This window comes from Nonomuraea zeae (assembly GCF_005889725.1).
In the GTDB taxonomy this organism is placed as follows: Bacteria; Actinomycetota; Actinomycetes; order Streptosporangiales; family Streptosporangiaceae; genus Nonomuraea; species Nonomuraea zeae.
This window is the reverse complement of sequence record NZ_VCKX01000194.1, coordinates 1-23,805: the sequence shown is the minus strand read 5'-3', so window position 1 is coordinate 23,805 and position 23,805 is coordinate 1. Positions and strand designations below refer to the sequence as shown.

Annotated in this window: 23 protein-coding genes; 10 read left to right on the top strand and 13 right to left on the bottom strand. The window is 72.1% G+C overall.

The window, feature by feature from the left end; translation table 11 throughout:
• The 3 genes from ETD85_RS42175 to ETD85_RS42165 all read left to right on the top strand — a co-directional run.
• A partial coding sequence (locus tag ETD85_RS42175; protein ID WP_206059206.1) for a hypothetical protein occupies positions 1 to 996 on the top strand: 996 nt, incomplete at its 5' end.
• Between the two features lie 311 nt (positions 997 to 1,307).
• Positions 1,308 to 2,558, top strand: coding sequence for a 3-phosphoshikimate 1-carboxyvinyltransferase (gene aroA / locus ETD85_RS42170; protein ID WP_138695445.1), 1,251 nt, complete (start codon positions 1,308 to 1,310; stop codon positions 2,556 to 2,558).
• 91 nt (positions 2,559 to 2,649) lie between these two features.
• The gene (locus ETD85_RS42165) at positions 2,650 to 2,865 is read left to right on the top strand and encodes a hypothetical protein (RefSeq protein WP_138695444.1); all 216 of its coding nucleotides are present in this window, start codon (positions 2,650 to 2,652) and stop codon (positions 2,863 to 2,865) included.
• 50 nt (positions 2,866 to 2,915) lie between these two features.
• On the opposite strand, the gene ETD85_RS42160 is transcribed toward ETD85_RS42165, so the two are convergent.
• The 3 genes from ETD85_RS42160 to ETD85_RS42150 are packed head-to-tail and all read right to left on the bottom strand — an operon-like array spanning position 2,916 to position 4,656.
• Positions 2,916 to 3,329: a TIGR03668 family PPOX class F420-dependent oxidoreductase gene (locus ETD85_RS42160; RefSeq protein WP_138695443.1), complete on the bottom strand. Its 414-nt coding sequence runs from the start codon at positions 3,327 to 3,329 to the stop codon at positions 2,916 to 2,918.
• A 2-nt stretch (positions 3,330 to 3,331) separates the two neighbouring features.
• Complete coding sequence (locus ETD85_RS42155) at positions 3,332 to 3,991, bottom strand: potassium channel family protein (RefSeq protein ID WP_138695442.1); 660 nt, start codon at positions 3,989 to 3,991, stop codon at positions 3,332 to 3,334.
• A complete protein-coding gene (locus ETD85_RS42150) occupies positions 3,991 to 4,656 on the bottom strand; it encodes a potassium channel family protein (protein WP_138695441.1) in 666 nt (221 codons plus the stop codon). The genes ETD85_RS42155 and ETD85_RS42150 overlap by 1 nt, the downstream gene beginning before the upstream one ends.
• 102 nt (positions 4,657 to 4,758) lie before the next feature.
• On the opposite strand from ETD85_RS42150, the gene ETD85_RS42145 reads away from it, so the two are divergent.
• The gene (locus ETD85_RS42145; RefSeq protein WP_138695440.1) at positions 4,759 to 6,804 is read left to right on the top strand and encodes an APC family permease; all 2,046 of its coding nucleotides are present in this window, start codon (positions 4,759 to 4,761) and stop codon (positions 6,802 to 6,804) included.
• On the opposite strand, the gene ETD85_RS42140 is transcribed toward ETD85_RS42145, so the two are convergent.
• Positions 6,791 to 8,434: an alpha/beta hydrolase gene (locus ETD85_RS42140; RefSeq protein ID WP_138695439.1), complete on the bottom strand. Its 1,644-nt coding sequence runs from the start codon at positions 8,432 to 8,434 to the stop codon at positions 6,791 to 6,793. The two genes, ETD85_RS42145 and ETD85_RS42140, sit on opposite strands and share 14 nt — an antisense overlap.
• 92 nt (positions 8,435 to 8,526) lie before the next feature.
• On the opposite strand from ETD85_RS42140, the gene ETD85_RS42135 reads away from it, so the two are divergent.
• The gene (locus ETD85_RS42135) at positions 8,527 to 9,777 is read left to right on the top strand and encodes a class I SAM-dependent RNA methyltransferase (protein ID WP_240779777.1); all 1,251 of its coding nucleotides are present in this window, start codon (positions 8,527 to 8,529) and stop codon (positions 9,775 to 9,777) included.
• 155 nt (positions 9,778 to 9,932) lie between these two features.
• Here ETD85_RS42135 and ETD85_RS42130 read toward each other — a convergent pair whose 3' ends face one another.
• The 8 genes from ETD85_RS42130 to ETD85_RS42095 all read right to left on the bottom strand — a co-directional run bounded on the left by ETD85_RS42130 (position 9,933) and on the right by ETD85_RS42095 (position 16,139).
• Positions 9,933 to 10,286, bottom strand: a complete 354-nt coding sequence (locus ETD85_RS42130) for a hypothetical protein (RefSeq protein WP_138695438.1) — start codon at positions 10,284 to 10,286, stop codon at positions 9,933 to 9,935.
• Positions 10,283 to 10,660 (bottom strand): SgcJ/EcaC family oxidoreductase, encoded by a 378-nt coding sequence (locus ETD85_RS42125; RefSeq protein WP_138695437.1) that lies wholly within the window; start codon positions 10,658 to 10,660, stop codon positions 10,283 to 10,285. The genes ETD85_RS42130 and ETD85_RS42125 overlap by 4 nt, the downstream gene beginning before the upstream one ends.
• A 112-nt stretch (positions 10,661 to 10,772) precedes the next feature.
• Positions 10,773 to 11,348 carry a PadR family transcriptional regulator gene (locus tag ETD85_RS42120; RefSeq protein WP_138695436.1) on the bottom strand — a complete coding sequence of 192 codons (576 nt, stop codon included), beginning with the start codon at positions 11,346 to 11,348 and terminating at the stop codon, positions 10,773 to 10,775.
• Between the two features lie 211 nt (positions 11,349 to 11,559).
• Positions 11,560 to 12,150: a calcium-binding protein gene (locus ETD85_RS42115; RefSeq protein ID WP_138695435.1), complete on the bottom strand. Its 591-nt coding sequence runs from the start codon at positions 12,148 to 12,150 to the stop codon at positions 11,560 to 11,562.
• A 140-nt stretch (positions 12,151 to 12,290) separates the two neighbouring features.
• Entirely contained in the window at positions 12,291 to 12,890 is a 600-nt protein-coding gene (locus tag ETD85_RS42110; protein WP_138695434.1) for a response regulator transcription factor, read from the bottom strand.
• Positions 12,887 to 13,978 carry a sensor histidine kinase gene (locus ETD85_RS67040; protein ID WP_138695433.1) on the bottom strand — a complete coding sequence of 364 codons (1,092 nt, stop codon included), beginning with the start codon at positions 13,976 to 13,978 and terminating at the stop codon, positions 12,887 to 12,889. The genes ETD85_RS42110 and ETD85_RS67040 overlap by 4 nt, the downstream gene beginning before the upstream one ends.
• Positions 13,975 to 15,093, bottom strand: a complete 1,119-nt coding sequence (locus ETD85_RS42100; protein ID WP_138695432.1) for a sensor histidine kinase — start codon at positions 15,091 to 15,093, stop codon at positions 13,975 to 13,977. The genes ETD85_RS67040 and ETD85_RS42100 overlap by 4 nt, the downstream gene beginning before the upstream one ends.
• A 41-nt stretch (positions 15,094 to 15,134) precedes the next feature.
• Positions 15,135 to 16,139 carry a glycoside hydrolase family 18 protein gene (locus ETD85_RS42095; RefSeq protein ID WP_138695431.1) on the bottom strand — a complete coding sequence of 335 codons (1,005 nt, stop codon included), beginning with the start codon at positions 16,137 to 16,139 and terminating at the stop codon, positions 15,135 to 15,137.
• A gap of 118 nt (positions 16,140 to 16,257) precedes the next feature.
• Between ETD85_RS42095 and ETD85_RS42090 the strand changes: the two genes are divergently transcribed.
• The 5 genes from ETD85_RS42090 to mug all read left to right on the top strand — a co-directional run bounded on the left by ETD85_RS42090 (position 16,258) and on the right by mug (position 23,212).
• Positions 16,258 to 17,172 carry an LLM class F420-dependent oxidoreductase gene (locus ETD85_RS42090; protein WP_138695430.1) on the top strand — a complete coding sequence of 305 codons (915 nt, stop codon included), beginning with the start codon at positions 16,258 to 16,260 and terminating at the stop codon, positions 17,170 to 17,172.
• 59 nt (positions 17,173 to 17,231) lie between these two features.
• Positions 17,232 to 18,752: a 3' terminal RNA ribose 2'-O-methyltransferase Hen1 gene (locus ETD85_RS42085; protein WP_138695429.1), complete on the top strand. Its 1,521-nt coding sequence runs from the start codon at positions 17,232 to 17,234 to the stop codon at positions 18,750 to 18,752.
• Positions 18,736 to 21,210, top strand: coding sequence for a polynucleotide kinase-phosphatase (locus ETD85_RS42080; protein ID WP_138695428.1), 2,475 nt, complete (start codon positions 18,736 to 18,738; stop codon positions 21,208 to 21,210). Before ETD85_RS42085 ends, ETD85_RS42080 begins: the two co-directional genes overlap by 17 nt.
• A gap of 67 nt (positions 21,211 to 21,277) precedes the next feature.
• Complete coding sequence (locus ETD85_RS42075) at positions 21,278 to 22,678, top strand: sugar porter family MFS transporter (RefSeq protein WP_138695427.1); 1,401 nt, start codon at positions 21,278 to 21,280, stop codon at positions 22,676 to 22,678.
• A 36-nt stretch (positions 22,679 to 22,714) separates the two neighbouring features.
• Positions 22,715 to 23,212, top strand: coding sequence for a G/U mismatch-specific DNA glycosylase (mug, locus tag ETD85_RS42070; protein ID WP_138695426.1), 498 nt, complete (start codon positions 22,715 to 22,717; stop codon positions 23,210 to 23,212).
• Positions 23,213 to 23,330: 118 nt separating this feature from the next.
• Here mug and ETD85_RS42065 read toward each other — a convergent pair whose 3' ends face one another.
• Entirely contained in the window at positions 23,331 to 23,723 is a 393-nt protein-coding gene (locus tag ETD85_RS42065) for a CAP domain-containing protein (RefSeq protein WP_206059205.1), read from the bottom strand.
• Positions 23,724 to 23,805: the final 82 nt, after the last annotated feature.

Here is a 23,805-nt window from a genome sequence, read left to right as displayed (position 1 = left end):
GGGCGTCGCAGGGGGCATCGCGGGGGGTGCCGCGTGACGCGGCTCGAGCGGGGTTACCGCAGGTTGCTGGCGTGGTATCCGAAGGAGCATCGGGCGCGGCACGAGGAGGAGATGCTCGCGGTGCTGCTCGCCGGTACGCCGCCGGGCCGGGTCAGGCCGTCCGCCCGCGACGCGTTCGACGTGGTGCGCGGCGGGCTGTCGATCCGGCTGCGTCACGCGGTCCGGCCCGAGTCGCGGCGGCGCTGGCGTGAGGCCGTGGACCTGGCCGCGCTCGTCGCCCCCGTCGTGCTGCTCGTGGCCATGCTCGCGCGGGCCATGGCGTACGCGGGGATGGCACTGCCCGGCGGGTTCTACGGCGCGGAGGCGGTGCTCCTGCTGGAGCTGGCCGGTTACGCTCTGCCGTACGGGCTGGTCGCGCTGGCGGCGTGGCTCGGCCGGCACCGGGCGGCGGTCGCCTGCGCGTGGACGTTCGCGCTGGCGGCCACCTGGCTCGAACTCCAGCGTGATCTGCCCTGGTCCGCCGTGTACGTGGAGTCGGACGGCGTGCTCCTGATCCTGAATGAGGCCACGGGACTCGGGGGCTTCGCGAGCGCCGTGCTGCCCATGTACCTGTGTGCCGCGATGCTGACCCTCGCCCCTTCGCCCGGTCCCGGCTCACTGGGCACGCGGCGGGTCCTGGGCTGGACGGGCGCCGCGCTCGCCACCGCGGCGGTGGGCACGCTGGTCGCCCCGAGGGACGGGACGTACCTCGCGGTCGTGGCGCTGATGGCCGTGGCGGCGGCGTGGGCGCTGCGCCACGGGGCCGGACGCCGCGTGATCGTCGCGCTGCTGCCGCTCGCCGGCCCGTTCTTCGCCGACGGGCAGCCAGGGGCGGGGACGGCGGCCGGCCTGATGCTGCGCGCCGTCCCGTCGATGGCGGCACTGGTCGTCATGGCGTGGCTGGCGCGAGGCGGCAGGGCTGCGGCGGCGCCCGCTGCCGGCGAGCACCGGCCCTGAGCAGGCCGCTCGTCCGGCCCTGACGCAGGCCGATCACCCGGCGCCCGCGCGGCGGCTGCTGCCGCTCCCGGTCCTGTCCGGGGATGGACGCCGCCGTTCCCGAGGCATGCCGGTTATGTCCGGGGATGGACGCCGCCGTTCCTGAGACGTGTCCGGAGGGCGGACGCCGCCGTTCCCCGGTCCCGCTGGGAGGTCGGGCGCAACCGTTCCCGGGTCTCGTCCGGAGGATGGAAGCGGACGTTCTCCGGGTGGGGCTGGAGGGGGACGTGGTCGTTCCTGAGGTGTGGGTGGCGGGCTCTAGGCTGCGTGGGATGAGCATCATGCAGGTCCCTGGATCGAAGTCCATCACCGCCCGCGCCCTGTTCCTCGCCGCCGCCGCCCGTGGCACCACGGTCCTGCGGCGGCCGCTGCTCTCGGACGACACCGAGGGCTTCGCGGAAGGGCTGAGCGTCCTCGGCTACCGCGTGACGCGCGAGCCGGAGACCTGGACGATCGAGGGCCGCCCGGAGGGCCCGGCCGTCGAGGAGGCCGAGGTGTTCTGCCGCGACGGCGCCACGACCGCCCGCTTCCTCCCGGCCCTGGCCGCGGCCGGGAAGGGCGTCTTCCGCTTCGACGCCTCCGCCCAGATGCGCCGCCGCCCGCTCGGCCCGCTCACCGGGGCGCTGCGCGAGCTCGGCGTCGATCTGACGCATGAGGCCCAGGAGGGCCACCACCCCCTCACGGTACGGGCGAACGGCGTCAAGGGCGGCCAGGTCACCCTCGACGCCGGGCTCTCCTCGCAGTTCCTCACCGCCCTGCTGCTGCTCGGCCCGCTCACCGGCGAAGGGCTGCGCATCACCGTGACCGACCTCGTCTCGGCCCCCTACGTGGAGATCACGCTGGCGATGATGCGCAGCTTCGGGATCGAGACCGAGCGCGTGGGCGACACCTTCGTCGTGCCGCCGGGGCCGTACACCGCCACCGGCTACGCCATCGAGCCCGACGCCTCCACGGCGAGCTACCCGCTGGCCGCCGCGGCGCTCACCGGGCGCAGCATCACCGTGCCCGGGCTGGGCTCGTCCTCGCTGCAGGGCGACGTGCGCTTCGCCGAGGTGCTCGGCCGGATGGGGGCGGAGGTGGAGCTGAGCGCCGGCTCGGTGACCGTGACCGGCACCGGGCGGCTGCACGGGCTCACCGTGAACATGCGCGACATCTCCGACACCGTCCCCACGCTCGCCGCCATCGCGCCGTTCGCGGACGGTCCCGTCCGCATCGAGGACGTCTACAACACCCGGATCAAGGAGTGCGACCGGCTGGAGGCGTGCGCGGAGAACCTGCGCAGGCTCGGCGTGCCGGTGAGCACCGGGCGGGACTGGATCGAGATCCACCCGGCGCAGCCGCGCGGGGCCGAGATCGCCTGCCACGGCGACCACCGGATCGCGATGTCCTTCAGCGTCGCGGGCCTGCGCACCCCCGGGATCACGCTGGACGAGCCCGGCTGCGTCAAGAAGACGTTCCCCGGCTTCCACCAGGCGCTGGACGGCCTGCGCGCGGAATGGGGACTCGGCCCGGCAAACCGGTAAAGATCTCCAGGTCACCCCCTTAACCAGCCGATCCCCTTGGCCGGGTACGAAGCAGGCGAAAGATCATCGCACGCCACATCGGGGGCAGATCATGTGTAAGACCATCGCCGTCATCACCATCACCGCCGCCGCCCTGCTGTTCGCGGCCGGCACCGCGATCGCCGACGACGACTTCGCCGGTCCGCAGGACGCGCAGTGCGGGTTCGGCATGGCCGAGCTGTACGACGTGCGGGTCTACCACCCGGCGGAGTTCCCCGGCTACTGCGCCGACACCGACGACGTCTCCATGGCCCACATGGTCGGCTGACCGGACCTCTCGCCCGGAGCTCCGGCGGGAGGTCGCCGCGTCTGCGAGCCCTATCCGGTGTACGACCAGCCGGACCAGCGGCTGACCGCGATCACGATGACCGCCCCGCCGGGAACGCGCCGCGCGTACTGCGGGTATTTGCCGGCCAGCGCGCGCAGGGCCGCCTCGCGTACCGGCCCGCTCTCGTGGACGCTCGCCGTGCCGTCTGCGCGGGCCCACCAGAGCTGGGCCCAGTCGTCGTCGTAGTGGTCGGCGAGGACGCTGACCCGCGGCTCGTGCCGGATGTCGCGCAGCCGGCGCAGGTCGGTCGTCCGCTTCGGCTTGTGGTCGACCGCGGTCACGATCTCGTCGCCCTGGACGGCGAAGGTCACCGGCACCAGCCGGGGCGCGCCGCTCTCGCCGACGGTCGCGAGCCGCGCCACCCGGGCGCCGGCGAACCTCGCCCGGGCCTGCGCGGCGTCCATCGTCAGTGCTGGGACAGCAGGTGCGCCAGCTCCTGCTCCACTTCCTGGCTGGCGACGAACAGCAGCTCGTCGCCCGCCTCCAGTGGATCGTCGGCCGTCGGGACCAGCACGCGGCCCTCCCGGAGGATCGCCACCAGCGCCGCGTCCACCGGCCACGGCACCGAGCCCGCCCGCTGGCCCACGACAGGGGCGTCCTCGGCGAGCGTGAGCTCCACCAGGTTGGCCTGGCCCTGGCGGAACGTCATCAGGCGGACGAGGTCGCCCACGCTCACCGCCTCCTCCACCAGGGCGCTCAGCAGGCGCGGTGTCGAGACGGCCACGTCGACGCCCCACGACTCGTTGAAGAGCCATTCGTTGTTGGGGTGGTTGATGCGGGCCACCACGCGCGGCACGCCGTATTCGGTCTTGGCCAGCAGCGACACCACGAGGTTGACCTTGTCGTCGCCGGAGGAGGCGACCACGACGTGGCAGTTGTTGAGCCCGGCCTCGTCGAGCGAGGCGATCTCGCAGGCGTCGGCGAGCAGCCACTCGGCGCGGGGGACGCTGTCGATCTTGATGGCCCGGGGGTCGCTGTCGATGAGGAGCACCTCGTGGCCGTTCTCCAGGAGCTCGGCTGCGATGGAGCGGCCGACGGCGCCGGCTCCGGCGATGGCGACGCGCATCAGTCGTCCTCTTCCGGTGCCGCGGCGAGCACCTTGTTGATCCGGTCCATGTCGTTCTCGGCGGCGATGACGTGCAGGATGTCGCCTTCCTGGACCATGGTGTCGGGCGCGATGGTCAGCGCCTCGCCCATGCGGTTGATGTAGGCGACGCGGGTCCTGGCGCGTTCTTCGAGGTCGACGACGCGCGTGCCGATCCAGGAGGTGTGCACGGTGACCTCGGCCAGGACGACCGTGCCCGTGGGGTCGCGCCAGAGCGGCTCCGCGCCCTCGGGGAGGATGCGGCGCAGGATCTGGTCGGCCGTCCACCGCACGGTGGCCACCGTCGGGATGCCCAGCCGCTGGTAGACCTCGGCCCGCCGGGGGTCGTAGATGCGGGCCACCACGTTGTCCACGCCGAACGTCTCGCGCGCCACCCGGGCCGAGATGATGTTGGAGTTGTCGCCGCTGGAGACCGCCACGTAGGCGGACGCGGACTCGATGCCCGCCTCGGTGAGCACATCGCGATCGAAGCCCACGCCCGTCACCCGCCGCCCCCGGAAACCGGCGCGAAGCCGGCGGAACGCCTGCGGATCGCGATCGATGATGGCGACGGAATGGCCGTTGTCTTCGAGGATGTGGGCAAGAGTCGAGCCGACCCGGCCACACCCCATGATCACTATATGCATTTCCCCCCGCATCTCCGCGGTCGGCCGGTTGCTGGACACCAGTATGGCCCGATGGGGGAGTGCCTCGTTTAGGGCCTCGGCATGGGGCTAGCATCTCGTTACGTGGCGAAGGTAACGGATCTTGTCAAACGCTTGCTCGTGGGGAGGGCCCTGCGCAGCGGGCAGCTCCACGAGCAACTCCTGCCCAAACGCATCGCCCTGCCCGTTTTCGCCAGCGACGCGCTCTCCTCCGTGGCGTACGCGCCGCAGGAGATCCTGGTCATCCTGTCGCTGGCCGGTGTGTCCTTCTACACCTACAGCCCGTGGGTCGCGATCGCCGTCGTGGTCGTGATGCTCACGGTGGTGGCCTCGTACCGCCAGAACGTGCACGCCTACCCCAGCGGCGGCGGCGACTACGAGGTGGCGACCACCAACCTCGGCAAGAACGCCGGGCTCACCGTGGCCAGCGCCCTCATGGTCGACTACGTCCTGACCGTCGCGGTGTCCGTCGCCAACGGCGTCGACTACGTCGGCGCCACGATCCCGTTCGTGGGCCAGCACAAGCCCGCCGTCGCCATCGTCATCGTCGTCCTGCTCACCGTGGTCAACCTGCGCGGCATCCGCGAGTCCGGGGCGGCCTTCGCCGTGCCCACGTACGCGTTCATGTTCTCCGTCCTGATCCTGATCGCCTGGGGCGGGTTCCGGCTGCTGGTGCTGGGCGAGCAGATCCAGGCGCCGAGCGCCCACTTCACCATCGAGCCCGAGCAGACCAACCTGACCACCTTCGCCGCGGCCTTCCTGATCCTGCGCGCGTTCTCCTCCGGCTGCGCGGCCCTGACCGGCGTCGAGGCCATCAGCAACGGCGTGCCCGCCTTCCGCAAGCCCAAGAGCAAGAACGCCGCCACCACGCTGCTCATGATGGGCCTGGTCGCGATCACCATGTTCGGCGGCATCATCGCGCTCGGGCTGGCGTCCGGGGTGAAGGTGGCCGAGCCTTCCGTGGTGGCAGAAGACCTGCTCAGGCCGGACGGCACGCCGGTCGGCCCCGGCTACTACCAGCAGCCGATCATCTCCCAGGTGGCCGACGCGGTGTTCGGGGGCGGGTCGCTGCCGTTCGTGATCATCTCGGCCGTCACGGCGCTGATCCTGTTCCTGGCGGCCAACACGGCCTTCAACGGCTTCCCCGTGCTCGGCTCGATCCTGGCGCAGGACCGCTACCTGCCGCGCCAGCTCCACACCCGCGGCGACCGGCTGGCCTTCTCCAACGGCATCATCATCCTGGCGCTCGGCGCGTGCCTGCTGCTGTGGGGGTTCCAGGCCGACGTCAGCCGCCTGCTGAACCTGTACATCGTCGGCGTCTTCGTCTCGTTCACGCTCAGCCAGACCGGCATGGTCATCCACTGGACCCGCCACCTGAAGACCGAGACCGACCCCAAGATCCGCCACCAGATGCACCGCTCGCGGGTGATCAACTTCTTCGGCGGGATCATGACCGGGCTGGTGCTCGTGGTCGTGCTGCTGACGAAATTCCTGGTCGGGGCGTGGATCGTGTGCATCGCGATGCCGATCCTGTTCCTCATGATGAAGGGCATCAGGCGCCACTACGACAACGTGGCGGCCGAGCTGGAGCTCACCGAGGACTACGAGCCCGCCATGCTGCCCGCGCGCAACCACACGATCGTGCTCGTCTCGAAGATCCACAAGCCGACCATGCGCGCGCTCGCGTACGCCCGCGCCAGCCGGCCGTCCACGCTCGAGGCCGTCACCGTGGGCGTCGAGGGCGAGGAGGCGCGCAAGCTCCAGGAGGAGTGGGAGCGGCGCGGCATCCCGGTGCCGCTCAAGATGCTGGACTCGCCGTACCGCGAGATCACGCAGCCCATCCTCGACTACGTCAAGACGCTGCGCAGGCGCTCGCCGCGCGACGTGGTGACCGTGTTCATCCCCGAATACGTGGTCGGCCACTGGTGGGAGCACCTGCTGCACAACCAGAGCGCGCTGCGGCTGAAGGCGCGGCTGCTGTTCAAGCCGGGGGTCATGGTGACCAGCGTGCCGTGGCAGCTGCACTCCTCCGACCGGCTCAAGGGCAGGCCGGAGCCGTTCGCGCCCGGCTCCGTACGCCGTCCCTGGCACCAGGCGGTCAAGGACGAGGGGCAGATCAGGAGCCGCTGAACAGGGCGCGCAGCCGCACGGTGTCGTACGCGCTCCAGCCCGCCGGCGCGGCGACCGCGGCCCAGCCGTTCACGATGTTGGCGCCGTAGCGGTGCCCGTGGCCGGGCGGCACCGACAGCGCCGCCGTCATGTCCACCAGCACCTGCCAGAACGTCACCAGCGGGAACCAGTTCATCTGCGGGTTGACGCCCGGGCCGCGCGCGCCCTCCAGCCAGGCCGGCCGGCGGTAGATGAGGTCGGGCGACCACCAGACGACCGGGTCGGAGTCGTTCTGCAGATAGACCACGCGCGGGTGCGGCCAGGGGCCCGGCGGCTCGCGCAGGTCGGCGGGGTGCTGGGCGAACCTGGCCGTCCGGCCCGCGTCGTAGACCGGCCGCCAGACGGGGCTGCCGGGCTCGCGGGCGGTGGTGAGGTGGTGCCAGATGGGGTTGGCGTTCGGCGGGCCGACGAACATGGCCCCGTCGGTCCGCGTCACCAGGTCGTCCAGGCCGCGGAAGGCCTGCTCCAGCTCGTAGGAGCCCAGGCTCTCGCCCGACAGCAGCAGCCGGGGCCGCCCGGCCGGCGGCAGCCGCTCCCACCTGGCGCGCACCGCCTCGAACAGCGCCCGGCCGGTGGCCGCCGCCTTGTCCCTGTCGACCAGGAACGACACCCAGCTCGGCAGGTACGAGTACTGCAGCGCGACCAGCGCCGAGCGGCCGTTGTACATGTACTCCAGCGTGTCGGCGATGCGCTGGTCCACCCAGCCGGTGCCGGTGGTGCCGAGCACGGCCAGCACCGGCCGCCCGAACGCGCCGGTGCGCTCCAGCTCGCGCACAGCCAGGGCGGCCTGCGCCTGGGGCGAGGTGGTGCTGTCGAGGCCGACGTACACCCTGATGGGCTCGGCGGCCGGGCGGCCGGAGAAGGCGGCGAGCCGGGCCGGGGGCGCGGCGGTGGCGGTGAAGCGGCGGCCCTCCCTGCCCAGCGACTCCCAGGTGACCAGCGAGCCGGGGCCGCCCGACAGCTTGGCCGATGCGGGCCTGAGCAGGCCCGGGTGGGTGCCCTCGTTCGTGACCGAGGAGACGTCGCTCATCCTGGCCACGAATCCGTCGAACAGCACGTCGTTGGCGATCACCGCGACCAGGAAGCCGATGACGATCACGCCGACGACCTGGCCGACGATGACGGGGACGAACCGGTCGAGCCAGGTGATCAGCTTGCGGCCGCCTAGGCGTACGAGTCTGGAAATGACCAGACTTATCGTGAAAAGGAGGACGGTCACGGCCAGGATCAGCGGCGGGAACCACGTGATCCGCGTGTCCATGCCCATGAGCGCCCGCAGGTCGCGCTGCCAGTCGTAGCTGTACCAGAGCGCCACCGCCGCCAGCGCCAGGCAGCCGCCGATCAGCACCCGCCAGGCGACCTTGCGCCACCGCTCGGGCGGCCGGTAGGAGATCGCCTTCCGGCCGAGCGCGCCGGCGCACGCGCCCACGGCGTAGCCGAGAATGCCGGTGACCGCGCCCATCACGCCCTGGTAGAGCCACGTGCGGGGGAGCAGCGACGGGGTCAGGGAGGCGCAGGCGAACAGCGTGGCCAGCAGCGTCCCCCCGAAACCGAGCCGCCGCCGAACCACCCGCCCTCTCTCCACGACCACCTAGAGTAGTGGATCAAGTCGTGAGAGTAGTGATGCACGTCGGGGCATGGGTGCGGACCGTGCTGGACGCGGTCCCCCATAGGGTGGTCAGTGTGGAACAGGTATCTCTCGAGCTGACGGTAGGTCCGGTCGCGCACGGCGGTTGGTGCGTGGCGCGCCACGAAGGGCGCGTGGTGTTCGTCCGGCATGCGCTGCCGGGCGAACGGGTCATCGCCGACGTCACCGAGGAGACCACCCGTTTCCTGCGGGCCGACGCCGTCGAGATCCTGGAGGCCTCGCCCGACCGCGTCGTGCCGCCCTGCCCCTACGCGGGTCCCGGGCGGTGCGGCGGCTGCGACTGGCAGCACGCCACGCAGGAGGCGCAGCGGCGGCTCAAGGCGCAGGTCGTGGCGGAGCAGCTGCACCGGCTGGCGGGGATCGAGCGCGAGGTCGTGGTCGAGGAGGTGCCGGGAGCCAAGGACGGCCTCGGCTGGCGTACGCGGGTGCAGTTCGCCGCGCTGCCGACCGGCCGGCTCGGCTTCCGCAAGCACCGCTCGCACGACATCGAGGTCGTGGACGCCTGCCTGATCGCCCACCCGGAGGTGGAGGCGGTCGCGGCGGAGGAGTACGACTGGCCGGGAGCGGCCGGCATCGAGGTCATCGCGTCCTCGGGGGGTGACCGGGCCGTGGTGGTCTCGCCCAGGCCCCGGCGCAGCGTCACCGTGCCCGAGCTCGACGCGCCCGCCTCGATCCTGCTCGACCAGGGCAAGGGCCGCACGGTGCCGCGCAGGGGCTCAGGGGTGCTGCACGAGCAGGTGGGCGACCGCGTGTTCCGGGTGGCCGGGAGCGGCTTCTGGCAGGTGCACCCGGGGGCCGCGGAGACGCTGCTGGACGCCGTCATGGCCTACGGGGCGCCGGAGCCGGGGGAGTGGGCGCTCGACCTCTACTGCGGGGTGGGCCTGTTCGCCGCCGGCCTGGCCGAGGCGGTGGGGCCGGAGGGCGCGGTGTTCGGACTGGAGTCGGAGGCCGCCGCCGTCCGCGACGCCCGCGCCAACCTGCGCGACCTGCCCCAGGCCCGGATCGAGCGGGGGCGGGTGGAGGAGGCCCTCGACCGGTTCCAGATCGAGCGGGCGGACCTGGTGGTGGTGGACCCGCCGCGCTCCGGCCTCGGCCGCGACGTGGTGCAGCGGATCGCCTCGCTGGACGCCTCCCGGATCGTGTACGTCTCCTGCGACCCGGCGACGCTCGCCCGCGACCTCGCCTGGCTGGGCGAGCGCGGCTACCGCCTCGCCGACCTGCGGGCCTTCGACGCCTTCCCGATGACCCACCATGTGGAATGCGTGGCGCTGCTGGTCAAGGAGTGAATCCGGCTGATTGCCGGTGTTCGCCGGCAAACCGTTCACCGTCGTCCGCCGCCTTTCGACCTCGAAGTCGGCGCCGGGGACGGCCCGTCAAGGGTCGCCGCCGCGCGTGACCACGCACGGCGGCGACCCCACGGCCTGACGGCCTGGACCGGGTCCTACCGCTGGACGAGCCTGGTGGCGCAGCCCAGCCGCTCGCCGATGCCGGCCAGGCCCTCGGCGAAGCTCCGGCGGGTGCGCCGGCCGAACCCGGCGAACCCCTTGTTGGCCAGCGCCACCGCCCAGTACGGCCCCGCCACGCAGTAGACGCGGTGCAGCAGGGTCGAGCCCTCCGCGTGCGGGGTCACCGACCACTCGCCGCGATACCACCAGCCGCCCTGGTAGGCGACGGTGTGGTCGCCGCGCTCGGTGCGCATCGGGTGGTCCGGGGCGTCGCCGAGCACGGCCGTCCAGACCTGCTCGACGGGCGCGCACACCACGCCGGCCACCTCCACGAGCAGTTTCCTGGTCATGGCCGGCTCACCCGGGTGTTGTGGAAGGAGGCGAAGCGCCAGCCCTCGGGCGTGCGCAGCGCGGTCATGGTGACGACGGAGGTCCGGCTCGGGTCGGGCTTGCCGTTCACCGACGAGGTGCCGCCGGCGACGACGAAGGCGACGTCGTCGGTGAGCCGCCTGATCTGCGGCTCGCCATCGCTCTCGCCGAGCTTGATCGAGGTCTTGAACAGCTCGCGGTGCGTCTCCTCCACCGCCTCGCGGCCCTTCAGGTGCAGGCCGAAGAAGGTGACGTAGTCGACGTCCTCCGTGAAGAGCCCGGCGTAACCGGCCGAATCGCCGGCGTTCCAGGTCTCCGTCATCTGGGCGAGCAGGCGGACGATCTCTGTGGACATGTACGGCTCCCTTGATCGGGGCGCCTATCCTGTGAATGTGAGTTCGGGCAGGGCAGGCGCCTTGTTCGGATGTGCGGCCGCCGGGCGTGTTGGCGCACCCCGGCGGCCGGTTCTACATGGGTGGGGGGTCAGGGGCCCAGTCGAGCGCCCCTTTGTCGACGCGGTCGATCAGATCCTTGATCCAGCCGAGCTCGGCCGCGTTGAGCGCGTGCTCGAGCTCGACCTCCAGCATGAGGATCGCCGGCAGGCCGCTATGGGTCTGGGCGCTCATGTGGGCCCGCATCCCGGCCAGCGTGCCCTCGATCGTGGCCGCCCGTACGCGCAGCGCGCGCAGGGCCTCCTGCCGCGGCAGGCAGCCGATGAGCGAGATGGCGGCGACGAAGGCGCGCCTGTCGGGGTCGGGGCTCTCCAGCAGTTGCCGGAGTCGGGAGAGCAGCTCTTCGCGGCCCTCCTCGGTGATCTCGTAGACCGTGCGCTCCGGTCTGCGGCCCTCGCGGTCGGTGCCGGTGGGCACGATCAGCTCGTCCCTGGCCAGCCGCTCGACCGCGTGGTAGAGGCTGCGCGGCAGGCCGGTGATGTAGTCCTTGTGCGTGCTGACGATGAATCGGTGCAGCTCGTAGGGGTGACTCGGATGCACCGTGAGCAGGGCGAGCACGGTCAGGCCGACCAGGTCATGGCGTCTTGCCATGCTGCCCCCTTCCATATGGCAATTTGCAATATAGCGCAGGAGTCGAGCCGCGGGAAAGGGGCCTTCGGCGCTGAACGCCGACGGCCCCATGACCACAGATGTGATCATGGGGCCGCTGCTGTTCGATCGGCCTCGCCGGCAGCGCCCCGCGCGTGACGGGACGGGACTGCCGGCGGTCAACGAGGGAAGGCCGGGCCTTCCCCCGGTCCGCTCAGCTCTCGCAGTTCGACTCGATCTCGGCGTCGCACGTGTCGGTGCCGTCAGCGCCGTTGGCGGTGTCGGCGCCGGCGCCGCCGATGAGCAGGTCGTCCCCGGCGAGCCCGGCGAGCCGGTCGTTGCCGTCGTCACCGGAGGCGATGTCCCTGCTCAGACCGCCGAAGAACAGGTCCGCGCCCGTCCCCATGAACGCCTTCGTCCGCAGGGAGGTCCGGTTGCGGAAGGAGTCGTCCCCGGCTCCCGTGTTCACCGTGACGGCCGTGATGCCCGCGCTCGGGCAGTCCACCTCATTGGCGGTCAGCCCCACGCAGGGCGCGCTCGCGACGACCGTGTCGGCCGTGTTCCTGATGATCAGCGAGCCGTCCGTGTCCACGAACACGGCGATGTCGTCGGCCGCGGCCCCCGAGCTGATCTGCAGTGCGCCGCCGGACACGCTGACGTTGGTGGTCGCGTGCGCCGGCCCGGCGACGGCCAGCAGCGTGGCCGCCAGCGCCGCCGCCGCGGTCAGCGCCCGCACCCCGTGCCGGCGCAGGACCGCGCCCATCGAACCGCGGCCGGTGACCGGCGTGCCGCTGTGGTTCCTCATCCATCCCCCTCTGTCGATGCCCGGCCGCCGGGTTCGGCGGCCGAGATCGAGTACAGCGCGGGGACCGCGGGTGCGGCAGTGCTGGAGCGGACAGGCGTTCTGTGGCTAATTACGCGGTCTTTTTACCTGGTCGGCACAGGTCAGAGCCAGCCCATGCGCTGGGCGGTGCGGATGGCCTCCAGGCGGTTCTGGGCGTTGAGCTTGGTCATGGCGCTCGACAGGTAGTTGCGCACGGTGCCCTCGGTCAGGTGCAGCTCGGCCGCGATCCTGGAGATCGTGGCCCCGTCGCCGGCCAGCCGCAGCGCGTCGCGCTCGCGCTCGGTCAGCGGGCTGTCGCCGGCCGCCATCGCCGCCGCCGCCAGCTCCGCGTCCAGGTAGCGGCCGCCCGCCTGGACCTTGCGGATCGCCATCGCCAGCTCCTCCGCCGAGGCGTCCTTGCCGAGGAAGCCGCTGACGCCGGCGGCCATGGCCCTGCGCAGGTAGCCGGGGCGGCCCAAACTGGTGAGGATGACGATCTTGCATTGGGCGCTGATCTGCTCGGCCGCGCTCAGGCCGTCCATGCCCGGCATCTCGATGTCCAGCACGGCCACGTCGGGCCGGTGCTCGGCCACGGCGGCCACGACCTCGTCACCCCTGCCCACCTGGGCGACGACCTCGATGCCGTCCTCCAGGTCCAGCAGCGCCGCGATGGCACCCCTGATCAGGTGCTCGTCGTCGGCCAGCAGCACGCGGGTGGTCATGCGGGCACCGCCGCCCGCAGCAGGTAGCGGCCTTCGACGGTCGGCTGCGCCTCCAGAGTGCCGCCGGCCGCGCGCACCCGCTGGGCCAGCCCGGCCAGGCCGTTCGGCGCGTGCTCGCCCACCGGCCCGCTCACCCCGTCGTTGGACATCTCCAGCACCCCATCCTCGATCGTGATCGTGCAACGTTCGGCCCTGCTGTGCTTGAGCACGTTCGTCGCGCCCTCCCGGACGACGGTGGCCAGCAGCGTGCGCGTCTCCGGCGTCAGCGAGCCCGTCTCCGCGCGCACGACGCAGCGTACGTCCGCCGCCTCCAGCACCGCCCGCACCCCGGCCAGCACCTCGTCCAGGTCGATGGCCCGGTAGCTCTGCACGACGTTGCGCACCTCCCGCAACGACCGCCTGGCCAGGTCGCGTACCTCGAACATCTCGGCCGCCGCGCTCGCGCCGTCGGCGGCGAGCGCCCGCTCGGCCCCCGCCGTCCGCGCCGAGATGTCCACGAGGCTCTGGCCGAGCAGGTCGTTGAGGTCGCGGGCGAAGCGCAGCCGCTCCTCGGAGACCGCCAGCCTGGACAGCGCCTCCTGCCCCTCGTGGGCCTCCTTGGCCACCTGCCACAGCCACAGGTTCGCCAGCAGGCCGCCCACGCAGATGACCGTGAACGCCGTCTGCACCACGAACAGCGGCAGCACGAAGCCGCCGAACACGCCCACGTAGACGTTGACGGCCACGATCGACACGACCGACAGGACGACGATGGTCCGCCTGCGGACGAACGGCGCCAGCAACCCCAGCCACACCGGGATCAGATACATGATCGGGAAGACGGACAGGAGCAGGACGATGGTTCCGGTGACCGCCAGGATGGCCGTGGGGCGCCGGCCGCCCCGCATGGCGATCCTGAACGGCCGGACCGACAGCACGTTGAAGATCAGCATCAGGGCGGCGGCGGCCAGGACCAGCGGCAACGGCACCCCGAGCTGCCACCGGACGAACAGGTCGTAGTAGCTGACGAGGGACAGCAGCAGGAGCAGGTCGGAGGAGTAGACGATCAGCCAGCGGACCTTGTCCAGCCTGGTCGCCCGGCGCATCATGCGGGCACCGCCGCCCGCAGCAGGAACTCCCCGGCCGGTGTCGGCTCGGCCGTGACGGAGCCGCCCGCCGTGGTCAGCCGCTCCGACAGGCCGCGCAGGCCGTTGCCGGGCACGGACGGGTGCGCGGGCACGCCGTCGTTGAGCATCTCCAGCACACCGCCGTCGATCGTGATCGCGCAGCGCGTGGCCGTGCTGTGCTTGAGCACGTTCGTGGCGCCCTCGCGCACCGCCCACGCCAGCAGCGTCCTGGCGGCCGGCGAGAGACCGTCGGCCCTGGCGTCGATCACGCAGCGGGCCCCGGCCGCCTCCAGCGCGGCGCGCACGCCCGCGAGCTCCTCGTCCAGGTCGAGCGCCTGGTAGCCGTGCACGGCCTGCTGCACCTCGGCCAGCGAGTCGCCGGCCAGCGCGCGGATCTCGGCCATCTCGGCCGCCGCCCGCCCGGCGTCCTTGACCGCCAGCTTCGCGGCCAGCTCGCTCTTCAGCGTGATGACCGACAGGCTGTGCCCGAGCAGGTCGTGCAGGTCACGGGCGAAGCGCAGCCGTTCTTCCGACACCGCCAGGCTGGCCTTCGCCTCCTTGCCGTCGTGCGCGTCCCTGATCGTCCACCAGAGCCAGCGCCACAGCAGCATGCCTCCCGTGATCACCGTGGCGCTGAGCATCTCGGGGATCAGCACCGTGGGCCACGGCTGGCCGGTGATCGCCACCACGTAGCCGCTGACGCCGCCGACCACGATCACGCCGAGGCCGGCGGCCGCGGCCAGCGGGAGGTAGAGCGCGGTGATCGACAGCCACAGGGCGCCGACCTCCAGCCACGTGGCCGTGCCGGCCAAGGGGTGGTGGGGCAGCAGCGCCACCGAGACCGCCGCGAACAGCCCCGCGGCGGCCAGCTTCAGCGTGGGCCGCGGCCGGGCGTCATAGGCGTCCCTGAGCAGGAAGGGGAAGAGCGCGAAGAAGCCGATCATGCACCCGAGCACGACCGTCGCGACGAGCGCGGAGATCCGGTCGTTGACCAGGTGGAGCACGATGAGCGTCACGTAGATGGCGGCCATCACGCCGCCCATGGCGTCCATCCAGTAGAGCAGGATCTTTCGCGCCGTCTCCGGACGCGCCGCCATCACGCAATCTCCCCGCTCCTGTGAACCCTCGGCTTTGAATCCTATCTTCCGGAAGAGGTGCTCCAGAGAATTCGGGATACATCAGCTTTTGGGGCGACTCCGCGCAGCGACAACCAGGCCAGCCCGTGGCGGGTCGCGTACGAGGCCAGCGCTCGGGCGTCCGTCTCGCTCAGGTCGGACCGGCCGGTCAGCACGGGAGTCAGGGCGATGCGCGGCCACGCCTGCTCGGGGTCGGGCAGGTCCTGCGCCCGCGCGACCTGGTCCCTGGCCGCCAGCACGGCCGCCGCCACCCTGTGCAGGCGGCCGCTGGGCGCGGTGCGCGGCTCGATGCCGGCCAGCAGGTTGACGGTCTCGACCGTGGCGCCCGCGCGGTGGGTGGCGCGCAGCATCGCGACGTCGCCCGAGCTCAGCCCGTACGGCTTCAGCGGCAGCGTGAAGCTGACCCCGAGCCGCCGCTCCCGCTGCACGGCGTGGATGGCCCGCGCCCGGCGCAGCACCGCGGCCCGGTCGGCGCTGTCGCGCACCTCGAAGTCGATCGAGGCGGCGTCGAACGCCCCCACCACCCTGCGGTAGGCGGAGGCCAGCCCGCCCGGCCGGCGGCAGGTGACGGCCAGCTCCTGGCCGTCCGGCCCGCCGAACACGGGAGCGGCGTCGCCGCCCAGCGCCCTGAGCCGGCCGATCCGGTTGGCCACCCGGTTCTGGCCCGGGTCGAGCGGGCCGTTCCACTTCGGCGCGCAGCCGTCGCCGCCGGAGACGAGGTGGCCCAGCGCGTAGCGGCGGATTCCGGTACGGCGGGAGTCGGCCGGCAGGTCGAAGCCCGGATCCTCGGCGGTGTCGACGAACCCCACGAACCCGGCGAGCGGCTCTGCCGCCGGTGGCGCGGCGGCAGGGGTGTGCCACGCCACCGGCGGCGGCTTCGGCGCGGGTGCGGCGGCCCCCGCGGGAAGCATGCGGATCGCGACGCCGGTCACGGCGGCGAGCGCGAGCGCGCCCAGGACGGCAAGGGGACGGGGGAGCACTCCGCGCTCCCGGTTGTGCCGCGACATAGGACACTCCACGTGGTCGGTCGGCTACGTACCGCGCAGGTCTCGAACGCTAGCAAGCGCCTACGACGCGGCGCGGGTCTTTTCCGGTTCACGTCCGTTCTGTGCGGATAATGTGGGCATGAAGCTGCGGATCTTCACCGAGCCACAGCAGGGCGCGACATATGACGACCTGCTCGCTGTCGCCCAGGCCACCGAACGGCTGGGCTTTGACGCCTTTTTCCGGTCTGACCACTACCAGCGCATCGGCGCGGGCGACCCGGGGCCGGGCTCGACCGACGCCTGGATCACGCTGGCCGGCCTGGCCAGGGAGACCTCCAGGATCAGGCTGGGCACGCTGGTGACGCCGGCCACGTTCCGCCTGCCGGGGCCGCTGGCGATCAGCGTCGCGCAGGTGGACCAGATGAGCGGCGGCCGGGCCGAGCTGGGCTTCGGCACCGGCTGGTTCGACGGGGAGCACTCCGCGTACGGCATCCCGTTCCCGCCGCAGGGCGAGCGGTTCGGCCGGTTCGAGGAGCAGCTGGAGATCATCACCGGGCTGTGGACGGCGGAGAAGAGCTACTCGTTCGAGGGCCGCTACTACCGGCTCGTGGAATCGCCCGCCCTGCCCAAGCCCGCGCAGCGGCCACGGCCGCCGATCATCATCGGCGGGTTCGGCGCCAAGCGGACGCCGAGGCTGGCGGCGGCGTACGCGGATGAGTACAACGTGCCGTTCCGCACGCTCTCCGACACGGCCGAGGCGTTCGCGCGGGTGCGCGAGGCGTGTGCGGAGACCGGGCGCGGCGTGACGTACTCCGTGGCACAGACCACCATCGTGGGCGCAGACCGGGCGGAGGTCGAGCGGCGCGCGGCGGCCATCGGCGAGAACCCCGACAACCTCCGCGAGAACGGTCTGGCCGGCACCCCGGCCGAGGTGCTGGAGAAGATCGGGAAGTTCGCCGAGCTCGGTGTGGAACGGGTCTATCTGCAGATCATGGATCTGGCCGACCTGGAGCACCTGGAGCTGATCGCGGCCGAGGTGCTCCCCAACGTGTAGGAATCGGCCGGTTCGTAATCGGTTGGCGGGGCTTCGGAGGGTTGCGGCAGACTTGGGACGTGCTGCTGACGATCACGACCACCGCGAGCCCCGCCACCGACCTGGGCTTTCTCCTGCACAAGCATCCCGGACGGGTGCAGGAGTTCAGCCAGTCGTTCGGCACGGCCACGGTGTTCTATCCGGAGGCGGGCGACGAGCGCTGCACGGCGGCGCTGATGCTCGAGGTCGACCCGATCGCGCTGGTCAGGTCGCGGGGCAGGAGCTCGCCCGACTTCAGCCTGTCGCAGTACGTCAACGACCGCCCCTACGCCGCATCCTCGCTGCTGGCGGTGGCTCTGGGCGACGTGTTCCGCACGGCGCGGGCGGGGCGCTGCAACGCCCGGCCCGAACTGCCCGGCACGCCGCTGCCGCTGGAGCTGCGGCTGCCGGCGCTGCCCTGCCGCGGAGGTCCCGAGCTGGCCCGGCGGCTGTTCGAGCCGCTCGGGTGGACGGTGGACGCGCAGGCGTCACCGCTGGACGAGGGCTTTCCCGAGTGGGGCGAGTCGCGCTATCTCCGGCTCACCCTGCGCGGCACCGTCCTGCTGTCCGCCGCGCTCAACCACCTCTACGTGCTGCTGCCGGTGCTCGACGACGGCAAGCACTACTGGATCGCGCCCGACGAGGTGGACAAGCTGATCAGGGCGGGCGGCGGCTGGCTGCACGCGCACCCGGAGCGCGGCCTGATCACCCGGCGCTACCTGGGCCGGCGCTGGGCGCTGGCCCGCACCGCGCTGGCCAGGCTGGCCGAGCTCGACGACGAGACCGAGGAGGCACTGGAGCCGGCGGTCGAGGAGGAGGCGCCCGCCGAGGTGACCGCCGCCGACGAGGCCGCCACCGCGGAAGCCGAGGCCCAGGCGGCCGACGAGCAGACGGCCGAGGCGCAGGCGACTGACGGACACGCGCAGGAAGAGGTGCAGGCGGGCGAGGCCAAGAGCAGGCCGCTCAACACGCTGCGGCGCGAGGCCGTGCTCGCCAAGCTGGCCGACCTGGGCGCGGTCAGCGTGATCGACCTGGGCTGCGGCCAGGGCGAGCTGGTCGGCGCGCTGCTGTCCAAGCCCCGCTTCGCCCGGGTGGGCGGCATGGACGTCTCCTCGATGGCGCTCACCATCGCCGCCCGCAAGCTGCGCCTCGACCGCATGCCCGACAGCAAGCGCGCGCGGCTCACCCTGTTCCAGGGCGCGCTCACCTACACCGACAAGCGGCTGTCCGGCTACGACGCGGCCGTCCTCATGGAGGTCGTCGAGCACGTGGATCCGCCCCGCCTGGCCGCGCTCGAACGCGTCGTGTTCGAGCGCGCCAAGCCCGAGCACGTGATCGTCACCACCCCCAACATCGAGTACAACGTCCGCTACGAGTTCCTGACCGGGCTGCGCCACCCCGACCACCGTTTCGAGTGGACGCGCGCCGAGTTCGCCGAGTGGGCCACCGGAGTGGCCGCGCGGCACGGCTACCAGGTCGCGTTCGAACCGGTCGGCGAGGACGACCCCGAGGTCGGCCCGCCCACCCAGATGGGAGTGTTCACCCGTGATCAGCGTTCCTGAGCTCTCCCTCGTCGTGCTCGTGGGCGTGTCGGGCAGCGGCAAGTCCACCTTCGCCGCCCGGCACTTCAAGCCCACGCAGGTCATCTCCTCCGACTTCTGCCGCGGCCTGGTCGCCGACGACGAGAACGACCAGTCGGCCACCCCCGCGGCCTTCGACCTGCTGCACCACATCGTCGGCGTGCGCCTGGCGAGGGGCCTGTTCACCGTGGTGGACGCCACCAACGTCCAGTACGCCGCCCGCAAGAGCCTGCTCGACCTGGCACGCAGGCACGACGTGCTGGCCGACGCCATCGTGCTCGACGTGCCGGAGGAGGTGGCGATCGAGCGCAACGCCGCCCGGCCGGAGCGCGACTTCGGCCCGGGCGTGGTGATCAGGCAGCGCAAGGACCTGCGCCGCTCGCTCGGCAAGATCTCCAACGACGGTTTCAGGCGGGTCCACGTGCTGCGCGGGCTCGACGAGATCGAGGGCGCCACCGTCGCCTACGACAAGGCGTGGTCGGACAAGACCGAGCTGACCGGTCCCTTCGACATCATCGGCGACGTCCACGGCTGCCGCGCGGAGCTGGAGACGCTGCTGCGCGAGCTCGGCTGGCGGCACGGCGACGGAGGGCTCACCCACCCCGATGGCCGTACGGCGGTCTTCGTCGGCGACCTGGTGGACCGCGGGCCCGACACGCCGGGCGTGCTGCGCCTGGTCATGGACATGGTCGAGGCGGGCACCGCGATCTGCGTGGCCGGCAACCACGAGCAGAAGCTGGTGCGCGCGCTCAACGGCCGCAAGGTCAAGGTCGCGCACGGGCTGCAGGAGTCGCTCGACCAGCTCGCCGCGCAGCCGCCGGAGTTCGTGGAGCGGGCGCGCACGTTCATGGACGGCCTGCTCAGCCACTACCGGCTCGACGGAGGCGGCCTTGTCGTCGCGCACGCGGGGCTCAAGGAGGCCTACCACGGCCGCGCCTCCGGCCGGGTGCGCTCGTTCGCCCTGTACGGCGACACCACCGGCGAGACCGACGAGTACGGCCTGCCGGTCCGCTACCCGTGGGCCGACGAGTACCGCGGCCGGGCCATGGTCGTCTACGGCCACACGCCCACGCCGCGGCCGGAGTGGGTCAACAACACGATCTGCCTCGACACCGGCTGCGTGTTCGGCGGCCACCTGACCGCGCTGCGCTACCCGGAGCGCCAGATCGTCCAGGTCCCGGCGGAGAAGGTGTGGTACGAGCCGGCCAAGCCGCTCAGCGACGCGTCCTCCCGGGACCCCGGCATGCTGGACATCAACGACGTGATCGGCACCCGTTACGTCGAGACCAGGTTCGGCTCCCGCGTCAAGGTCATGGAGGAGAACGCGGCCGCGGCGCTGGAGATCATGAGCAGGTTCGCGGTGGACTCGCGCTGGCTGGTCTACCTGCCGCCCACCATGGCCCCGCCGGAGACCTCGGCCCTCGACGGGTACCTGGAGCACCCGCACGAGGCGTTCGAGGAGTTCGCCGCGGCCGGGGTGCGCGAGGTCGTGTGCGAGGAGAAGCACATGGGCTCGCGGGCCGTGGCCGTGCTGGCCAGGACGCCCGAGGTGGCGACGGCCAGGTTCGGGGTGACCGACGGGAGCGCGGGCGCCGTCTACACCCGCACCGGGCGGCCGTTCTTCGCCGACATGGCGCCGCTGGTCGATCGGCTGCGCGAGGCGTGCGAGCCGCTGTGGGCCGAGCTCGGCTCCGACTGGGTGGCGCTCGACTGCGAGCTGCTGCCCTGGTCGGCCAAGGCCGGCGAGCTGATCAAGTCGCAGTACGCCTCCGTCGGGGCGGCGGCCCGCGCCGCGCTGCCCGAGGCGGTCTCGGCGCTGGAGGCGGCGGCCGGGCGCGGCCTGGACGTGGGCGACCTGCTGACCCGCACCCGGCGCCGCGACGCCAACGCCGCCCTGTTCCGTGCCGCGTACGCGCGTTACTGCTGGCCGGTCGACGGGCTGGAGGGGGTCAGGCTGGCGCCGTTCCAGATCCTGGCCTGCGAAGGGCGGGCCACGGCGCTGGAGCCGCACGCCTGGCACCTGTCCACGCTGGCGGCGCTCGACTCGCCGCTGATCACCAGGACCGGGCACGTCTTCGTCACGCTCGACTCGCCCCGGTCCCGGGCCGAGGCGACCGAATGGTGGGAGTCGATGACGGCGGCCGGCGGCGAGGGCATGGTGGTCAAGCCCGCCTCCTACACGCCCGGCCGGGTGCAGCCGGGGGTCAAGGTGCGCGGCCGCGAATACCTGCGGATCATCTACGGCCCCGACTACACCGAGTCGCTCGACGTGCTGCGCAGGCGCTTCCTCGGCAAGAAGCGCTCGATGGCGCTGCGCGAGTACGCGCTGGGCCTGGAGGCGCTGTCGCGGCTGGCGGACGGCGAGGCGGGCTGGCGGGTGCACGAGCCGGTGTTCGCCGTGCTGGCCTTGGAGTCGGAGCCGGTCGACCCCCGTCTCTAAAGCTTGGGTAAGCCTGGCCGTACGCGAGTGACCTGCGGGTATGCCCCGATCCGGGGGAAGGACCTGTATGGCTACTCAGTACACCCATCATGAGCATTTGGGCCACGTCGTGTTCATCACGGCGGCGGCGGCCATCGGCGGGTTCTTGTTCGGGTACGACAGCGCCGTCATCAACGGCGCCGTCGTGGGCATCCAGAAGTACTTCGACGTGGGGCCGGTCGAGATCGGGTTCGTGGTGGCGATCGCGTTGCTCGGCTCGGCCCTGGGCGCGTGGGTGGGTGGCGGGCTGGCCGACCGGCTGGGGCGTACGAGGTCGATGCAGGTGGCGGCGCTGCTGTTCGCCATCAGCTCGATCGGGCAGATGCTGCCGTTCGCGGTCTGGGACCTGGCCGTCTGGCGGGTGGTGGCGGGTTTCGCGATCGGCATGGCGTCGGTGCTCGGGCCCGCGTACATCGCCGAGGTGGCGCCGCCCGCCTACCGGGGCCGGCTCGGGTCGTTCCAGCAGCTGGCCATCGTGCTCGGCATCGCGATCTCGCAGCTGGTCAACTACCTGTTCGCCCGGCTGGCCGGGGGGAACGTCAACAACCCACTCTGGGGCCTGCAGGCGTGGCAGTGGATGCTGGGCGCCTGCGTCGTGCCGGCCCTGCTGTATCTGCTGTTCGCCTCGACCATCCCCGAGTCGCCGCGCTACCTGATCATGTCGGGCCGGACCAAGCGGGCACGGGAGGTGCTGGCCGAGGTCGAGGGCGACGACGTGGACCTCGACGCCCGGGTCGCGGAGATCCAGCGGGTGCTGCGGACCGAGCGGGTGCCCGGGGTGAAGGACCTGCGCGGGCCGGCGTTCGGGCTGCTGCCCATCGTCTGGATCGGGATCGCCCTGTCGGCGTTCCAGCAGTTCGTCGGCATCAACGTGATCTTCTACTACTCGTCCGTGCTGTGGCAGTCGGTGGGCATCAACCAGAGCGACTCCCTGCTGATCAGCTTCTCCAGCTCGATCATCAACATCATCGGCACGTTCATCGCGATCTCGCTGGTGGACAAGATCGGGCGCAGGCCGCTGCTGCTCATCGGCTCGGCGGGGATGGCGATCTCGCTGGCCACCGCGGCGTGGGCGTTCAGCGCCGCGCGGACCGTGGGCGAGTCGGTCACGCTGCCGGATCCGCAGGGTCTTATCGCGCTCGTCGCGGCCAACTTCTTCGTGCTGTTCTTCGCGCTGTCCTGGGGCGTGGTCGTCTGGGTGCTGCTCGGCGAGATGTTCCCGAACCGCATCCGCGCCGCCGCGCTCGGTCTCGCCGCCGCGGCCCAGTGGGTCGCCAACTGGCTGATCACGGTGACGTTCCCGGCGCTGGCGGACTGGAACCTGCCGCTCACGTACGCCATGTACGCGCTCTTCGCGCTGCTGTCGTTCATCTTCGTCGCCAAGTGGGTCAAGGAGACCAAGGGCCGCAAGCTCGAAGACATGGGGTGAAGCGGGCACGGGCGGACGTCGGCTAATCTCCGGCACGTGCTCGAAGACGTCCTGACTCCTCCGCTCGACGTGCTGTTCTGCGGCATCAACCCCGGCCTCATGTCCGAGGCCACCGGGCATCACTTCGCCCGGCCGGGCAACCGGTTCTGGCCCGCGCTGCACCTGTCCGGCTTCACGCCTCGCCTGCTCGCGCCCGCCGAGCAGCACCTGCTGCCCTCGTACGGGCTGGGCATCACGAACATCGTGCCCAGGGCGAGCGCCAAGGCGTCGGAGCTGACCAGGCAGGAGCTCGTGGCGGGCGGGGCCGGGCTGGCGGCCAAGGTGGCGCGGGCCCGGCCCCGGGTGCTGGCCGTGCTGGGCATCTCGGCGTACCGGACGGCCTTCGAACGCCCCAAAGCGGTCATCGGGCCTCAGCCCGAGCCGGTCGGGGGCGCCCGGGTCTGGGTGCTGCCGAACCCGAGCGGGCTCAACGCGCACTGGAACGTGACCACGATCGCCGGCGAGATGGCCCGCCTGCGCGCGTCACTGGGATGACCCCGGCGCGGCGTGCCCTCGTGGGGGATGCCGGGCGCCCCGCGGCCCGGCTACGGCGATCACCGTGGCCGGGCCGCGGGGCGGCGAGAGACCACCCCTGACGGGCGGTTCCTGCCGGCTAGCGGGCGGCGAAGTCCTGGGTCCAGACGATCTGGCCCCCGGAGGCCGTGGCGGCGCCCACGCCGATCAGGTTGTACTTGCAGTTCATGATGTTGGCCTTGTGGCCGGCGCTGTTCATCCACGCCTGGACGACCGAGGCGGCGGTGGGCTGGCCCTTGGCGATGTTCTCGGCCCAGCCCGAGCCGCCGGTGAAGCCGGCCGCCCTGATGCGGTCGAGGAAGCTGCGGCCGTCCTGCGAGGTGTGGCTGAAGTAGTTGTTCTTCGCCATGTCGGAGGAGTGGCCGAAGGCGGCGGCGCGGAGCTGCGGGTCGTGCTTGAGCGGCGCGCAGCCGCCCTTGGCCCGCTCGGCGTTGGTCAGCGTGACGACCTCGTTCTCCACGGCGGTGCCCACGGAGCCAGAGGAAGGAGGCGGCGTGGTGGCGCTGGCGGTGGGGCTCGGCGAGGGCGTCGGGGACGACGTGCCGGTGGGGGCG

Coding starts and splice junctions, on each gene's coding strand:
- aroA (WP_138695445.1), top strand. CDS start 1,308: ATGAGCATCATGCAGGTCCCTGGATCGAAGTCCATCACCGCCCGCGCC.
- ETD85_RS42165 (WP_138695444.1), top strand. CDS start 2,650: ATGTGTAAGACCATCGCCGTCATCACCATCACCGCCGCCGCCCTGCTG.
- ETD85_RS42160 (WP_138695443.1), bottom strand. CDS start 3,329: ATGGACGCCGCGCAGGCCCGGGCGAGGTTCGCCGGCGCCCGGGTGGCG.
- ETD85_RS42155 (WP_138695442.1), bottom strand. CDS start 3,991: ATGCGCGTCGCCATCGCCGGAGCCGGCGCCGTCGGCCGCTCCATCGCA.
- ETD85_RS42150 (WP_138695441.1), bottom strand. CDS start 4,656: ATGCATATAGTGATCATGGGGTGTGGCCGGGTCGGCTCGACTCTTGCC.
- ETD85_RS42130 (WP_138695438.1), bottom strand. CDS start 10,286: ATGACCAGGAAACTGCTCGTGGAGGTGGCCGGCGTGGTGTGCGCGCCC.
- ETD85_RS42125 (WP_138695437.1), bottom strand. CDS start 10,660: ATGTCCACAGAGATCGTCCGCCTGCTCGCCCAGATGACGGAGACCTGG.
- ETD85_RS42120 (WP_138695436.1), bottom strand. CDS start 11,348: ATGGCAAGACGCCATGACCTGGTCGGCCTGACCGTGCTCGCCCTGCTC.
- ETD85_RS42115 (WP_138695435.1), bottom strand. CDS start 12,150: ATGAGGAACCACAGCGGCACGCCGGTCACCGGCCGCGGTTCGATGGGC.
- ETD85_RS42110 (WP_138695434.1), bottom strand. CDS start 12,890: ATGACCACCCGCGTGCTGCTGGCCGACGACGAGCACCTGATCAGGGGT.
- ETD85_RS67040 (WP_138695433.1), bottom strand. CDS start 13,978: ATGATGCGCCGGGCGACCAGGCTGGACAAGGTCCGCTGGCTGATCGTC.
- ETD85_RS42100 (WP_138695432.1), bottom strand. CDS start 15,093: ATGGCGGCGCGTCCGGAGACGGCGCGAAAGATCCTGCTCTACTGGATG.
- ETD85_RS42095 (WP_138695431.1), bottom strand. CDS start 16,139: ATGTCGCGGCACAACCGGGAGCGCGGAGTGCTCCCCCGTCCCCTTGCC.
- ETD85_RS42090 (WP_138695430.1), top strand. CDS start 16,258: ATGAAGCTGCGGATCTTCACCGAGCCACAGCAGGGCGCGACATATGAC.
- ETD85_RS42075 (WP_138695427.1), top strand. CDS start 21,278: ATGGCTACTCAGTACACCCATCATGAGCATTTGGGCCACGTCGTGTTC.